Source organism: Mucilaginibacter sp. cycad4 (assembly GCF_034263275.1).
Classification (GTDB): Bacteria; Bacteroidota; Bacteroidia; order Sphingobacteriales; family Sphingobacteriaceae; genus Mucilaginibacter.
Genome location: NZ_CP139559.1, coordinates 136,246 through 150,310, shown reverse-complemented (window position 1 = coordinate 150,310; position 14,065 = coordinate 136,246). Strand labels below are relative to the sequence as shown.

The following is a 14,065-nucleotide window of genomic DNA, read 5'->3' as shown; positions in this document are numbered from 1 at the left end:
TTCATCCCATTATATATTAGTGTTTTTGTAAAACTTTTTAACAAATTTTAACAAAATGCACAGTGTTATTGTATAATAGACACATAATTTCCTTATACGTTTAATCATTGTAATGGTTTAACCAAAAAAATTAATATTTTTGCCATCTCTAAATCATAAAAGTGTCAAATCATAAAGATCTGCATAAACTGTCGGCCGCGGGCTTTCTAATCAGTTTAGGAATAATTTACGGTGATATTGGTACCTCCCCATTATACGTATTCAAGGCCATAGTTGGTCAGCGTCAAATTTCAGAAACATTAATTCTCGGAGGTGTTTCGCTCATTTTTTGGACATTAACCCTGCAAACCACCCTGAAATACGTGGTGATAACATTAAGGGCTGATAACAAGGGCGAGGGCGGCATTTTCTCGCTGTTCTCATTGGTACGGCGTAAAGCAAAATGGCTTATTATACCGGCTGTTGTAGGGGGCTGCGCCCTTTTGGCCGATGGCATTATTACCCCGCCAATTACCATATCATCGGCCATTGAGGGTTTGCAAACGTACTATCCCAATTTACCAACAGTGTATGTGGTAATGGCCATTATCACGGTGCTATTCATCATACAGCAGTTTGGTACATCATTAGTTGGCAAGGCATTTGGGCCTATTATGTTCCTGTGGTTTACCATGATGGGCGTTTTAGGTATCACTTACATTGTACACGATCCATGGGTTATCCGTTCTTTAAACCCGTACTACGCCATTAAATTGCTTACTTCAAGCTCAAGCGATGGCGCGTTTATAATATTAGGTGCGGTTTTCCTTTGTACTACAGGTGCTGAAGCATTGTACTCCGACCTTGGCCATTGCGGTAAAGCCAATATCCGCGTAAGCTGGGTTTATGTAAAAATATGTCTTATCCTAAACTATTTAGGGCAGGCAGTTTGGTTATTGCAGCGTAACGGTCATGTTATGGACCTTAACGCCCAAAACCCTTTTTATCAGATCATGCCAACCTGGTTCCTGATATATGGTATCGGCATTGCTACGGTAGCGGCTATCATTGCCAGCCAGGCGCTGATTTCGGGCTCGTTTACGCTTATTGCCGAAGCCGTAAGGCTTAACCTTTGGCCAAAAGTTAGGATCAACTACCCATCAGAGCAAAAAGGACAGCTATATGTGCCCAGCGTTAACTGGTTGCTTTGGGCCGGTTGTTTAGGCGTGGTGCTGATATTCAAACATTCGGATAAAATGGAGGCTGCTTACGGTTTAAGTATTACCGTAGCCATGCTCATGACCACCATACTGGTATCCAAATTCCTGAAACGCAAAAAAGTACCTAATTATATCATCAATACGTTTTTGGCGGTTTACCTGCTTATTGAGGGCACCTTCCTTACCGGTAACCTGCACAAGTTTTTAGATGGCGGTTGGTTTACCCTTTCTATAGGTTTTGTGCTGTTCACCGTAATGTGGACCTGGCATACCGCCCGCAAGATCAGGAACCGCTATGTTAAGTTTGTTGAAATAGAAGACTATTTTGATATCATAAAGGAACTGAGCCTTGACGAAAGCGTGCCTAAATATGCATCGCAGCTGGTTTACTTAACCAGCGCCAACTTCAATTCGGAAATTGAATCAAAAATTGTTTATTCCATACTGCAAAAGCAGCCTAAACGTGCCGATGTTTACTGGCTGGTACACGTTGACGTAGTGGATGAGCCTTACAAACGCGAATACGAAGTTGACCACCTGGTGCCAAATAAACTCATCCGGATTGACTTTAAACTCGGTTTCCGTGTTGAACAGCAAATAAACCTGCTATTCAGGAAAGTGGTGGAAGACCTCGTTAAAAAAGGTGAGGTTGATATTACCAGCACCTACAAATCACTGAACAGGCACAAAATTGTCGGCGATTTCCGTTTTGTGGTGATCGAAAAGATCTTCTCACGCTCGCATAACCTGTCATTCATCGAAAGGTTTATTATGGATTACTACAAGCAGCTTAAAAAAGTGAGCTTGTCCGAAGAGCGCGGTTTCGGCCTCGACCTGAGCTTTGTAACGGTTGAGAAGGTACCGCTGGTGCTTGCAATACCTGAGGCGATTGAGATCCATAGGGTTAATTAAAAAGTAGCTTAATAAATAAGAAAAGGCTCCAGGAATCCTGGAGCCTTTTCTTATTTAAAACAATCTGCCGCGGGCTTTCAGCCCGTGGTTTACCATGGTTTGAGCTTTCAGCTCAAGAGTGTAAGCTGAAAGCTTACCGCGCGCCACCCACAGGCTGAAAGCCAGCGGTAGTTTACATTTTTATAATCCGTTCTCCCAGGCCATCCGCATATACTTCCTTACTTCATCATTAATATCTTCCTTAAAATACATCCTGAAGTAGTGATTATACTGATCGGTGCCGGGCACCTGTTTTATTTTGCTGAAGCACAGGTTATCGTCATAAACCTGTTTAAAGGAAAATACAACATCAATAAAGTTTTTACCTAATTGGGTAACATAAGCAAAGTTTACCCTTGCTCCCAAAGCTATCATACTTTTGGTAGGATACACTTTAATTTCGGCAATTTGCAGGTACTCGTCAACCAAATGGTCAAACAGCGCTATGGTATGGGGGGGGTTGCCGCTTAGCGCTTCCGATAGCTCCCTGTCGCGGCATGAATGCACCTGGTTTGTGGCAGTAAATTCACGTTCGCATAAGGGGCAGGTCCACATAACATTACGCTGTTTTAGCTTCTTTGCCCAGCACGCTGTTTTTATAGCTGTAAGTAGCATAAATTACCAGGCCTATCACCAGCCAAATTAAAAACCTGAGCCAATTGGTGTAGCCAAGCTCTGTCATGAGGTAAAAACAGCTCATCAGCCCTAAAACGGGGATGAGAGAAAAGTTTTTAATAAAGCTGTAAACCGCAATGATGATAATCAGGATAAAGAAAAGGTAGTTAGGGAAATTATACAGAAAACCGTTAATACCAAGGTTATATTTTTTAGCATCGCTGATGCTGCTTGTTTGCCTTAGCGCGGTATTGAATTTATCTTCTTCTATATCCTTAAAATATTTTTTAGCCGAATCAGGCTGGGCGGCTACGTTGGTGTTGTAAAGCTGATTAGTGGTTTTCAGTAAAGCGAGTTTATCATTGTCATCCAGGTTATCAATAATCTCGCTTCTGTCTTTAAGCTTTTTAAACTGCATCATCTCAACCTGTGCAGCCGGTTTAAAGTAAGCTACTGAGCCCAAAATGATAAGCGTGATAATTGGAATAATGAATTTGCCATTTACATATGGCAGGTGGAATTTACCTTTAACCGCCTCTTCGCGCGGAAGCAGTAATACACCACCGCAAACCAGTACAAATGCAAACAAGGTACCTATGCTGGTTAAATCAGTAACCTCGGTAAGGTTCATGAACAGCGCAGGCACAGCAACCACAAAACCGGTCACCACCGTGGCAAAAGCAGGTGTTTGATATTTTGGGTGGATACGTGAAAATGCTTTGGGCAATAAGCCATCGCGGCTCATGCTCATCCAGATCCTGGGTTGGCCTAACTGGAATATCAGCAATACACTGGCTGTAGCGATAACCGCGCTGATGGAGATTACATAGCTTATCTTATTTAAACCCACTTTTGCAAAAACAAAGGCCAATGGGTCGCCGACCTGCAAATCTTTATAGCTTACCATACCGGTAAGTACCAGCGCTATCAGGATGTATAATACCGTACAAATGATCAATGAGTAGATCATGCCTCGGGGCAGGTCGCGCTGGGGCCTTTCACATTCTTCGGCAGTGGTTGAGATGGCATCAAAACCGATGTAGGCAAAAAACACCCCCGATACGCCTTTCATAACCCCGCTGAAACCGTTAGGCATAAATGGATGCCAGTTTGCAGGTGTTACATAAAAAAAGCCTACTACGATAACCGCTATAACGATCACGATTTTAAGCACTACCATGGCATTAGTGGCCTTTTTTGTTTCGCGGATACCAATATAAACCAGGTAAGTGATGATGATAACAATTAAAAGGGCCGGTAAATTAGCTATGAGCTTAAAACTGCCTATGCCCGGCGCTTGATCCCAGGCCAGTGCCTCGGCTTTTACTTTATCACTGATATCGGCGAGGTTTGCCCCTGCTGCCTGAACCTGCTCATGCCCGCGCAGGGCCGAAACATAGTCCATGGTCAGGAATTTGGGCATATGGATATGAAAGCCCTCCAGCAGGTTTACAAAGTACCCACTCCAGGAAATGGCTACCGCAATGTTACCGATGGCGTATTCCATTAACAGGTCCCAGCCAATGATCCATGCTATCAGTTCGCCAAAAGAGGCATAAGCGTAGGTATATGCACTACCCGCAACCGGGATACGCGAGGCAAACTCGGCATAACAAAGGGCCGAAAATCCGCAGGTAACGGCAGTTAAAATAAACAGGATGGAAACCGCCGGGCCGCCGTGAAATGATGCTTCACCAATTGTCGAAAATATACCAGCCCCCACAACGGCGGCTATCCCCATAAGGGTGAGGTCTTTTACGTTAAGTTCTTTTTTGAGTTGGGATGACGTTGTACCGGGATGCTCACTATCACTAAAACCACATTCAACATCATTTAAAATTTTTGCTACCGACTTTTTACGAAAGATACTTTTCGACATGTAGTTTAATTAATAAGTGCTAACCAATCTCAAAATTAATCATTTTTTTGCATTGAATAAGTATATGCTTACTTTGCGACATGAAGATAGGAATAAAAGACGTTTTGTACAGGATCCGCCCTTTTTTTATCCTTTACCTTATCGTTTTATCGGCCTGTCTGATCGTTAAACTGTTATGTACCCGTGAGGCTATTTTTTTTACTGTAAACGGTTGGCACCAACCATGGCTCGATACCATTGAGCCTTATGTTACAGACATCGGCGACGGCACCACAGCCGTGATAGTATCACTTGCTATGCTTTTATTCAGTTACCGCAGCTGGCTGTTAATGGCCTCAAGTTATGCCATAACGTCCATCGCGGCCCAAATTCTTAAATACATTTATATTGCTCCCCGGCCAAAGCTATACTTTGCCAGCGAGTGGACCAGGGTACATACGGTAGAAGGCGTTTATATATTGGAGAAATACAGTTTTCCATCCGGACATACGGTGAGTGCTTTTTCGGCGGCGCTGGTAATAACGTACCTTTGTAAAAACAAAGGCTGGGGAATCCCAGCCTTGTTTGTTGCCATGATGGTTGGCTATTCACGAATTTATTTAACCGAGCACTTTTATGAAGACGTGCTTGCCGGCTCGGCTATTGGTGTGTTTGTTACTATATTTTGGTTAACCTGGCTTGATGGAAAACAGTTCATCAATTCGGCCAAATGGAACAGGGGCCTGCTTGACAGCATTTTCAAAAAAGCCCCGGTTGCTAATTAAACTCCGGCTTCCAGCTGACTGTTTTTACGTTTGATAACGGTTAATACGATAATCAGTATTATAACGGCGCCGCCACCATAAATCCCTATTTTGGCCGGGGCAGACATGCCTTTTGCGTCAGACAAATACTGATCGCGGCGATCCAAAGTAGGCGCGATTTTGATAGAACCCGAAAATTGTTTCAGCTCGGCCTTTGTCAGGTCAAGTCGTTGCTCCGGATAGTTATATTCAAAAGTGTAGGTGACGTCCTGGGTATATAACAGGATAAAATTTCTTAACTCCGGAGATTCGCCGGTTGAACCGCTGTTATCAATCCTGAGGGTGAACACCTTTCCTTCCAGTTTACCGATAGTGGTATCACGCGGATACATTACACTGCCATTAACAGATTGTTTTTGGATACCTTTGATGTAGGTTTTAAATACATCTTTCAAGTCGCTCTCTTTATTCAAAGGTTTTGTATTAGCGTTTGGCACGCGCAAAACAAGAATATTACCTAATGATGCAGTACCCTGGTATATCTGCTGACCTAATGTATCCTTTTTAGTAAAGCCTTCGGGTAGCGAAACCGTGACGAGGCTATCTATCTTTACAGGTTTAAGTGCCTGGCTAAAACCTGCAAGCGAAAACAGCATTATGCTTAAGCTTAAAATTATCTTTTTCATATTTATTTAACTTGAAAAAGAAGAATAAGTTTTAACTAATAATACATTATGAGATTTACATGAAAGTTAAATGACTTATAATCAACACTTAAGAAAGCTTAAAGCCAAAGGCAAAAAGCTTAAGGCTAAAAATTTTCACAGTGTAGAATTCATTTTTCCCCTCGATTTTGCACAAAAAAACGTCATTATATGGCATGCGCAATCCACCGATTTGCAGGTTCGATCTGTAGGGTTTCGGATTGCTTCGTACCTCGCGACGCCGGATGTAGAAATTCCTTTATGATAGCTTTCTGCTTTCAGCATTAAGCTCTTCTCCGGCTTTCAGCTTATTCAAAAGCTCATCTAAACATACCTCGGCAAAGGCGGTTGACGAGTCGGAAACACCGTAAGGGATAATAAGTTTATTGTTGTGCACAATTACCCCGCATGAATAAAGCACATTGGGTACATAGCCTTCCCGTTCATCACTGTTGGGGATCAGCAATGGCTCGTGCAGGCGGCCAATCTCAACCGTTGGGTCATCCAGTTTAAGCAGGCTTGCACCCAGTACATAACGGCGCATGGGGCCAACGCCGTGGGTTATCATGATCCATCCGTCGGGTGTTTCAATGGGCGAACCGCAATTGCCTATCTGTACAAACTCCCAGCTAAATTTAGGCTGCTGCAGCATCACCGGCTTTTCCCAGATATTGATCTTATCCGAGTACATGATATAGTTATTACAGCCGTCTATCCGCGATATCATCACATATTTGCCGTTCACCTTGCGCGGAAACAGGGCCAGGTTCTTATTTTGCGCGCCGGCCCCATACAAAGGCATGATCTTAAAATTATAAAAATCGGTTGTTTGCAGCAGTTTGGGCATAATCAGCGAGCCGTCGTAGGCTGTATAGGTAGCATAGTACAGTTTACTGCCGTCATCATTGGTAAACTGTACAAAACGGGCATCCTCAATACCCTTACGTTCATATTCGGATATCGGGAAGATCACCCTGTCGGAAATATCGGTATCCAATGAAAAAACAATTTCATAATAGGAGTCTGCAAGCCAAAGTACCTTATCGTACTCCAGCCGCTTCATGTCGTCTTCCTGTAGTTTTTGCGAGTCCATAATGATCCTGCGCAGGTTGGCGTACTCAAAGTGATGATCAAGCTTTGACTCCAGCTCGCTTATAACATCAATATTGATTTGGGTGATGGCTGCTTTTTCAAAAAAAAGCTTTTTATTATAAACGGCATTCCTCACAATTTCGGCTTCATCAATATAGCTGCCGGCGGGTTGTATGCTGATGTTGTTATCCTTATCTATCCAGGCCCGGCGAAAAGTTATGGAAGAGATATGCCCCTCGCCTACAGCCCGGAAACTGATGATCACCCTGCGCTGGCCGTCCTCAAGCTCGGTTTGGTCAGGATCTTCCACTATCGAGGGATTAAAGAAGGCGGCCGATTCTATGGAATACTCATGCGTAAAATAAGAGCCTATAAGCAGCTTGCGATAAACGGTAAGCGTATCAAAATCAATATTAAGCTCTAAAAACAAGGGTTTAAGCTTGCTGCAATGCCTGTTGAGCACACGGGTAATATTGCGGTGCCTTTTGGAATACTCCTGCAGCAAGGGCGATACAATGCCAAAAGCATCATCTTCGCTGATTAGCATTACACGCTCAATAACCTCTTTGGCACGGTCGTTCCCATTAAAAAAAAATCTTGCTATTACACGTTTCGGATCTGGATTTACCCGGATGGGTTTGCGTTCGATAGAAAGTCTCATACAATGAAGTGGTAGCTTTTAGTTTGTAACACCAATCGGCGCAAATTGATTTGCGCTTTTTTAATTTAAACGCAAGATTTAAAAAATGACACTTTACAGGCAGCTATAAAAACCTATCTTCATACTTTATTAATCTTCGGTACGGTACTTTGCCTGCCGTGAATAATCCTGATCCTGTAACCCTTATTGATAGTTCCTGTAAATGCACAATTATGAACGTATTAATTGTTGAAGACGAAAAAGGCCTTGCGCTTGAAGTTGATGAATTTTTAAGCCACGAAGGTTTTACCGTTGAGCATGCCCGCACCAAAAAATCGGCATCTGAAAAAATCTTTGTAAACAATTACGACTTTATCTTACTCGACCTGGGCTTGCCCGACGGTGATGGCTTTGACCTGCTTAAAATGCTGAAAGGCATGAACGAGCGTGAAGATGCCGTAATTATCCTCACCGCCCGCGGTGCTGTTGACGACCGGGTATCGGGCCTTGAGCAGGGAGCCGATGACTACCTGGCAAAACCGTTTTCGTTAAACGAGCTATTAGCCCGTATGCACGCCATCACCCGCCGCAAACACCGCCTGGAAAGTAATGACATTAATGTAAAAGGCTTAAAGATCAATATACAAAACCGTACCGTTACTTACAATGATGAGCGTATAACCCTCACCAAAAAAGAGTTTGAGATTTTCAACTACCTGGTACTTAACAAAAACAGGGTGATATCGCGCACCAACCTTACCGAACATGTTTGGGGCGATGTGCTGGAAATAAATTCCGACTCCAACTTTGTGGATGTTCACGTTAAAAATCTGCGTAAAAAGCTATCGGCATATATTCCTATCGATTGGTTTGAAACCGTAAGGAGTATCGGCTACCGTATCAACATCTGAAATTAACAGCCTCATGAAATTACAGGTAAAACTGGCCCTTTACAATACGTTAACCAAGTTAGCCATCATACTTTTCACTGGCCTGCTTATCCTGCTTTCTATCGAGAAGATCTCGTATAATCATGTAGAGCTCAGGCTTGAGGAAAATGAAAGGGAAACGCTTAAAAATCTCAGCTCAAAAGAGATCAACAGCAAGCTTGCTAATCAAAAGCCTTATACCGATTATAATATTTTAAAAGAGGAGTTCATTATTATAACACCTGTTAAATTTGAGCCCACCGAAACCAAAGCTGTAAAGTTCACAACCGAAACCCGTACCAGTGACCTGGTCACGCAAACTTATCGTATCCTGACTCACCAGTTTAATTTTAATAACCATACCTATCTGCTTGAAATTGGCGTGTCAATTACCTCCATTGAGGAATTAAAATCCATCATTAAACGATTTACCCTTTTAACACTGGTGATAGCACTTGCCCTTACGCTGGTAAGTGACCTGGTGTTCACCAAATTTTTGCTTGCCCCCTTTTATAAGATCATCGACCGCAAACTGATCAAAGTAAATGATCCAATGAACTTTGATTACGAAAAGATCCAGACTACCACTCAGGATTTTGAATTGCTTGATGACAGTATCAGCACGCTCATGAAAAAAATCAGTAACCTGTTTGCTCTGGAAAAACAGTTTATTGCCAATGTATCGCACGAGTTACTTACCCCCATATCAATTATCAGCTCGCGGCTGGAGAATATTTTATTACACGAAGAACTTAGCGAAGCCAGCGAAAACAAAATGCACGCTTCGCTGAAAACATTAAACCGGCTTAAATCTATCATTAATAGCCTGCTGCTGATCTCGAAAGTTGAAAATAACCAATATGCCAAAACCGATGTGGTAATGATAGCAGGTGTAATTATGGAGATCCAGGAAGAACTGGAAGACCGGCTGGAAGAAAAACACCTCACTTTCAACAACAATATCAAATATATTTACTCCATTATGGGTAACCGCCCGCTGATGCACACCCTGTTGTTCAATCTCATTAACAACGCTATCAAGTACAATAAGCCCAAAGGCAGTATTACCATTGCCGATGAGCTTAAGGATGATATTTATATACTTGAAATTACTGATACAGGCCCGGGTATGGACCAGCAACAAATAGAAAATGCTTTTAACCGTTTTGAAAAATTTGAAACTGAAGAAAAGGAAAGTTATGGCCTTGGTTTAGCCATTGTAAAAAGCATTACCGCTTTTCATAGCATCAGGGTAAAAATAGACTCGGTAAGAGATCAGGGCACCAGTGTATTCCTCATATTTGACCGCGAACCAGACTTCACTTAAACTTCATATTGTCTCCATACATTTACAAAGTTTATTTTATAAGTAAATCCCCTATTTAACTATAGAGGCTGTTTTCCAGTTGGTAACAGCCTTTTTTAATTTCAAAAAAATACATTTATAATAAAACCGTCATTGCGAGGCACGAAGCAATCCCCGATTAGCAGAGCGGCTCTGTATAGTTTGGGATTGCTTCGTGCAATGACGCTCTTTTGTAATCCTCTTATATCATCTTATTTCGCTTAACCAGGTAAGCATTCAGAATGTGATGGTAGCCTTCATTGATATCAGCATCAACCAGGTCGATATGATACTGGGCACATTTTAGCTCCAGCTGGTGCCGGTATTCTTTTAGCGATGCCTTGTAGGCATCGCGGATGCGGGCGGGGTTCACCTTTAGTTCGTCACCGCTTTCAATATCTACAAAATGATGCGGGCGGTTATCAAAATTAAGTTCAAGCTCTTTTTGCTTATCGGTAACATTGAAGATCACCACTTCATGCTTATTAAATTTCAAATGCTGAATAGCCGCAAATAAAGCCTGTTGCTTTTCCATATCCAGGTTATTCTCCAGCATATCGCTAAAAATGATCACCAACGAACGCTGGTGAATTTCCTGGGCTATATGGTGCAATACATTGGTGATATTGGTTTGGGTATTTGCTTTAGGACTGGCGTACATTTTTTCCAGCTCGGCATATAAATAAAACAAATGCGTTGTGGTTGATTTTGCTGCACTGATCCAGTCTATTTTATCCGAAAACAGGCAAAGTCCAAACGCGTCGCGCTGTTTTTTGAACAGGTACATGAGCGATGCTATGGCATAAACCGAAAATTGCAGCTTACTGGTACCTGTTTCGGGGAAATTCATGGATGACGACGTATCCAGCAGCAGGAAACAACGCAGGTTGGTTTCTTCTTCAAATTGCTTTACAAACAGTTTATCGGTACGGGCCAGCAGTTTCCAGTCGATATTTTTCACCGATTCACCGTTATTGTACAGGCGATGTTCGGCAAACTCAACCGAAAAACCATGAAAGGGACTTTGGTGCAGGCCGGTGATAAAACCTTCAACTACCTGCCGGGCCAGCAGTTCGAGATTGGCCAGTTGTCTTATTTGCTGATCATCATTTAATTTGGACATAGGCTAATATAGGCATAAAAAAAGCGCTGCAAAATTGCAACGCTTTTCAAAAAATATGTTGTGTTAACGCTACAGTGTGTAGCATTAAATAAGCTTCTTTGAGTTATGCTAACTGTTTTACCAGTTTATCAGTTAATACTGATTTTGGCACAGCACCGATTTGTTTATCCACAATTTCGCCATTTTTGAAGAACAATAAGGCAGGGATGTTACGGATACCATATTTTACAGATATGCCTGGGTTGTTGTCAACATCTACTTTACCAACAACAGCTTTGCCTTCATATTCTTTTGCAATATCTTCAACTACCGGACCTACCATCCTACACGGACCACACCATTCTGCCCAAAAGTCAATTAATACTGGTTTGTCTGATTTCAGGACAAGCTCGTCAAAGTTTGCATCAGTTATTTCTAAAGCCATGATTTCTATTTTTTAAATTTTGTATTTACAAATATATGCTATTCAAATTGCTTGCCACAAGTGTGTTACTGACAATGTGACAATTATATTATTATCATACACGCCCTTAACGCAGGCATGACCATTTGTCGCGTTTACACCACCAAATACCGCTTTGCGACATGACGTATTAACACAAATAACTCATTTACAAAGCATATTTGCAACTGTACAGACGGGTTACTTTTTAACATTAGCGGTATTAATTAACATTATAACTGTCTGAATCAGAATTTTAGAATTAACAAATAGACTGTTTATGAAGGAGGCTACTTGGTAATTTATTGAATCTGCTTAGTATTCCAAAAATTAACTAATTCCGTAAATTCTGATTCAGACAATAAAAATGACCGGAAGCTACAGCCGCCGGTCATCAGTTAAGATATTATCCCCCATCTTTCCCTGACGAAGATTAAAAAATCTCCCCCTTCAGGGGGAGATTTAGAGGGGGCTTAGGCACCTTTTAAAGTGGCCATGCCACCATCAGCAATCAGCTCGGCACCTGTTATAAATGTTGAGTCATCTGATGCGAAGAAAGTAACTGTTTTGGCAATTTCCTCAGCTAAACCAAAACGGCCCATTGGGATCTGTTTTATCAGTTCGGAGCCCATACCTTCCAACTGTTCCTGGGTTAAGCCTAATTTATCGGCAGTATGTAAAGGCGTTACAACCGGGCCCGGGCTTACAGAGTTTACCCTGATGCGGCGAGGTAACAACTCGGCCGAAATGTTTTTAGCCAATGAAAGCAATGCTGCCTTACTTGCTGCATAAACAGTTGCACCAGCCATACCAATATGTGCATTAATTGATGTATTCAGGATGATAGAACCGCCGTCGTTAATTAAAGGCAACAACTGCTGAATACTGAAGTAAGCACCTTTAAAGTTAATGTTCATGATGTCATCAAACATCTGCTCGCTCATCTGCTCAGTCGAATTGAACTGGCCAATACCGGCGTTGATAAACACGATGTCAATTTTTTCGGAAAAGGCTTTTACTTTTTCACCTAATTGTTTTACCTGGCTCATGTCGCCGCTGTCGGCAATTACGCCTTTAGCATCGGCGCCAAGTATTTCAAGTGCTTCATTAATTGATTTTTGGTTCCTGCCGGTGATGATCACTTTTGCACCTTGTGAAATGAACTCCTGTGCTGTGGCCAGGCCTATACCACTATTACCGCCTGTTATTACTGCTGTTTTTCCTTGTAAGTTTTTCATTATCTTTGTTTTGATACATCAAAGATACAGCGGACTACAGTTCCCCACAAGAATGCACCATTTTGTGTGCAACATACTTTTTGGTAGGTTATGGGCCGGTTTGATGCAATCAACATATCGCCTTTTTCATTATGACAAAAAACAGACATTCCGATCATTCATGCACCATGGCAGCGGCCCTCAGCGTGATCAGCGGTAAGTGGAAACTGAGTATAATAAACCAATTATTATCAGGACAAAAGCGATACAGCGAGATAAACCGGGCTATTCCAGGCATGACCGAAAAGATGCTTTCACAACAGATCCGCGAACTGGAAGAGGACGGTATAGTATCACGCCACATTTTTCCCGAAGTGCCCCCAAGGGTTGAATACTCCCTTACCCTTATTGGCGAAGAATTATCATCTATATTTTACACCCTCGAAAGATGGGGCAGCCATTACATGACTGTTACTAATGCTAACGGAGAAGTGATCAAGCCTGATTATACTTGTTATACTTTAATTAAGCAGGATGATGAGGTGATGAAGGCGGAGGTGTAAAATGTAGATATTGTAAAACGATATCTCTACAGGTTTTTCTTGTATTTTTTACCAGGGCGACGACTGGTATGGAATATTGAATAAACAAAGATGAGATTCTTCTCAGAGTAAGCTCTAAAAATGATCAAAAAAGGAAAGTCGTCTACTTTACATTCACGTAATTTTCCACTTTTATTAGGATAAAAAAGAGGGTTATTACTTATACTATTTAATTTTCGCTCGACGGAAGTTTCAAAACGATCACCCAGTCCGACTAATTGCTCCTCATACCACCTGTATGCTTTCTGATATTCTATTTCGGCCTTCGGAAGTAATTCAATGTTATATCTCATCAGAACTACCGCGCTCTTGCATTTTTCTTAACCTGCTCCCAGGGAATTCCTGCAACTCTGCCGCTCTCATAATCATCTACGCGGCTTTTCATTTCGTTTAAGAAGTCCTGGTCCTCCCACAAATCGAGTTCGTCCTGTATCTCATTCTCAACCATTGTGTATATGGCTGCTACTTTTTTATCATCAGCAAAACGGATATACTCCTGTAGTCTTTCCCTAATAACTTCTGTTTCCATAATAACGATCACTTGTTAAACAAATTTAACTTATTAATTCAACTATACCAAGCCT

14 protein-coding genes are annotated in these 14,065 nt (G+C 41.9%); 5 read left to right on the top strand and 9 right to left on the bottom strand.

What is annotated here, in order from left to right; translation table 11 throughout:
- Positions 1 to 161 precede the first annotated feature (161 nt).
- The gene (locus SNE26_RS00670; protein WP_321557476.1) at positions 162 to 2,111 is read left to right on the top strand and encodes a KUP/HAK/KT family potassium transporter; all 1,950 of its coding nucleotides are present in this window, start codon (positions 162 to 164) and stop codon (positions 2,109 to 2,111) included.
- Positions 2,112 to 2,291: 180 nt separating this feature from the next.
- On the opposite strand, the gene SNE26_RS00665 is transcribed toward SNE26_RS00670, so the two are convergent.
- Together SNE26_RS00665 and SNE26_RS00660 are read right to left on the bottom strand one after the other, a co-directional pair.
- Complete coding sequence (locus SNE26_RS00665) at positions 2,292 to 2,705, bottom strand: DUF5655 domain-containing protein (protein WP_321557475.1); 414 nt, start codon at positions 2,703 to 2,705, stop codon at positions 2,292 to 2,294.
- 4 nt (positions 2,706 to 2,709) lie between these two features.
- Positions 2,710 to 4,644: an amino acid permease gene (locus tag SNE26_RS00660; RefSeq protein ID WP_321557474.1), complete on the bottom strand. Its 1,935-nt coding sequence runs from the start codon at positions 4,642 to 4,644 to the stop codon at positions 2,710 to 2,712.
- Positions 4,645 to 4,724: 80 nt separating this feature from the next.
- On the opposite strand from SNE26_RS00660, the gene SNE26_RS00655 reads away from it, so the two are divergent.
- Positions 4,725 to 5,408, top strand: coding sequence for a phosphatase PAP2 family protein (locus tag SNE26_RS00655; protein ID WP_321557473.1), 684 nt, complete (start codon positions 4,725 to 4,727; stop codon positions 5,406 to 5,408).
- Here the strand turns inward: SNE26_RS00655 and SNE26_RS00650 are convergent.
- Positions 5,405 to 6,073 carry a hypothetical protein gene (locus SNE26_RS00650; RefSeq protein WP_321557472.1) on the bottom strand — a complete coding sequence of 223 codons (669 nt, stop codon included), beginning with the start codon at positions 6,071 to 6,073 and terminating at the stop codon, positions 5,405 to 5,407. The two genes, SNE26_RS00655 and SNE26_RS00650, sit on opposite strands and share 4 nt — an antisense overlap.
- Positions 6,074 to 6,350: 277 nt before the next feature.
- On the bottom strand, positions 6,351 to 7,844 hold the full coding sequence (locus SNE26_RS00645) for a glycoside hydrolase family 130 protein (RefSeq protein WP_321557471.1): 1,494 nt from the start codon (positions 7,842 to 7,844) through the stop codon (positions 6,351 to 6,353).
- 212 nt (positions 7,845 to 8,056) lie between these two features.
- Here SNE26_RS00645 and SNE26_RS00640 point away from each other — a divergent pair, with 212 nt between their 5' ends.
- Complete coding sequence (locus tag SNE26_RS00640) at positions 8,057 to 8,734, top strand: response regulator transcription factor (protein WP_091172639.1); 678 nt, start codon at positions 8,057 to 8,059, stop codon at positions 8,732 to 8,734.
- A gap of 13 nt (positions 8,735 to 8,747) precedes the next feature.
- Positions 8,748 to 10,079: a HAMP domain-containing sensor histidine kinase gene (locus tag SNE26_RS00635; protein ID WP_321557470.1), complete on the top strand. Its 1,332-nt coding sequence runs from the start codon at positions 8,748 to 8,750 to the stop codon at positions 10,077 to 10,079.
- 220 nt (positions 10,080 to 10,299) lie between these two features.
- Here SNE26_RS00635 and SNE26_RS00630 read toward each other — a convergent pair whose 3' ends face one another.
- From SNE26_RS00630 to SNE26_RS00620, 3 genes are all read right to left on the bottom strand, one after another.
- Positions 10,300 to 11,220 (bottom strand): DUF58 domain-containing protein, encoded by a 921-nt coding sequence (locus SNE26_RS00630; protein ID WP_321557469.1) that lies wholly within the window; start codon positions 11,218 to 11,220, stop codon positions 10,300 to 10,302.
- A 103-nt stretch (positions 11,221 to 11,323) separates the two neighbouring features.
- Positions 11,324 to 11,644 carry a thioredoxin gene (gene trxA / locus SNE26_RS00625; RefSeq protein ID WP_090531998.1) on the bottom strand — a complete coding sequence of 107 codons (321 nt, stop codon included), beginning with the start codon at positions 11,642 to 11,644 and terminating at the stop codon, positions 11,324 to 11,326.
- Positions 11,645 to 12,135: 491 nt separating this feature from the next.
- The gene (locus SNE26_RS00620) at positions 12,136 to 12,900 is read right to left on the bottom strand and encodes an SDR family oxidoreductase (RefSeq protein WP_321557468.1); all 765 of its coding nucleotides are present in this window, start codon (positions 12,898 to 12,900) and stop codon (positions 12,136 to 12,138) included.
- Between the two features lie 131 nt (positions 12,901 to 13,031).
- On the opposite strand from SNE26_RS00620, the gene SNE26_RS00615 reads away from it, so the two are divergent.
- On the top strand, positions 13,032 to 13,442 hold the full coding sequence (locus SNE26_RS00615) for a helix-turn-helix domain-containing protein (protein WP_321557467.1): 411 nt from the start codon (positions 13,032 to 13,034) through the stop codon (positions 13,440 to 13,442).
- Positions 13,443 to 13,468: 26 nt separating this feature from the next.
- On the opposite strand, the gene SNE26_RS29490 is transcribed toward SNE26_RS00615, so the two are convergent.
- Both SNE26_RS29490 and SNE26_RS00610 read right to left on the bottom strand, forming a co-directional pair.
- A complete protein-coding gene (locus SNE26_RS29490; protein WP_373695588.1) occupies positions 13,469 to 13,774 on the bottom strand; it encodes a type II toxin-antitoxin system RelE/ParE family toxin in 306 nt (101 codons plus the stop codon).
- A 5-nt stretch (positions 13,775 to 13,779) separates the two neighbouring features.
- Positions 13,780 to 14,010, bottom strand: a complete 231-nt coding sequence (locus SNE26_RS00610; RefSeq protein ID WP_321557466.1) for an addiction module protein — start codon at positions 14,008 to 14,010, stop codon at positions 13,780 to 13,782.
- Positions 14,011 to 14,065: the final 55 nt, after the last annotated feature.

Bases quoted from the DNA above. Each gene is read 5' to 3' on its own strand.
- SNE26_RS00665 (WP_321557475.1), bottom strand. From the start codon at position 2,705: ATGTGGACCTGCCCCTTATGCGAACGTGAATTTACTGCCACAAACCAG.
- SNE26_RS00635 (WP_321557470.1), top strand. From the start codon at position 8,748: ATGAAATTACAGGTAAAACTGGCCCTTTACAATACGTTAACCAAGTTA.
- SNE26_RS00650 (WP_321557472.1), bottom strand. From the start codon at position 6,073: ATGAAAAAGATAATTTTAAGCTTAAGCATAATGCTGTTTTCGCTTGCA.
- SNE26_RS00640 (WP_091172639.1), top strand. From the start codon at position 8,057: ATGAACGTATTAATTGTTGAAGACGAAAAAGGCCTTGCGCTTGAAGTT.
- SNE26_RS00660 (WP_321557474.1), bottom strand. From the start codon at position 4,644: ATGTCGAAAAGTATCTTTCGTAAAAAGTCGGTAGCAAAAATTTTAAAT.
- SNE26_RS29490 (WP_373695588.1), bottom strand. From the start codon at position 13,774: ATGAGATATAACATTGAATTACTTCCGAAGGCCGAAATAGAATATCAG.
- SNE26_RS00630 (WP_321557469.1), bottom strand. From the start codon at position 11,220: ATGTCCAAATTAAATGATGATCAGCAAATAAGACAACTGGCCAATCTC.
- SNE26_RS00610 (WP_321557466.1), bottom strand. From the start codon at position 14,010: ATGGAAACAGAAGTTATTAGGGAAAGACTACAGGAGTATATCCGTTTT.
- trxA (WP_090531998.1), bottom strand. From the start codon at position 11,644: ATGGCTTTAGAAATAACTGATGCAAACTTTGACGAGCTTGTCCTGAAA.
- SNE26_RS00615 (WP_321557467.1), top strand. From the start codon at position 13,032: ATGACAAAAAACAGACATTCCGATCATTCATGCACCATGGCAGCGGCC.
- SNE26_RS00620 (WP_321557468.1), bottom strand. From the start codon at position 12,900: ATGAAAAACTTACAAGGAAAAACAGCAGTAATAACAGGCGGTAATAGT.
- SNE26_RS00655 (WP_321557473.1), top strand. From the start codon at position 4,725: ATGAAGATAGGAATAAAAGACGTTTTGTACAGGATCCGCCCTTTTTTT.
- SNE26_RS00645 (WP_321557471.1), bottom strand. From the start codon at position 7,844: ATGAGACTTTCTATCGAACGCAAACCCATCCGGGTAAATCCAGATCCG.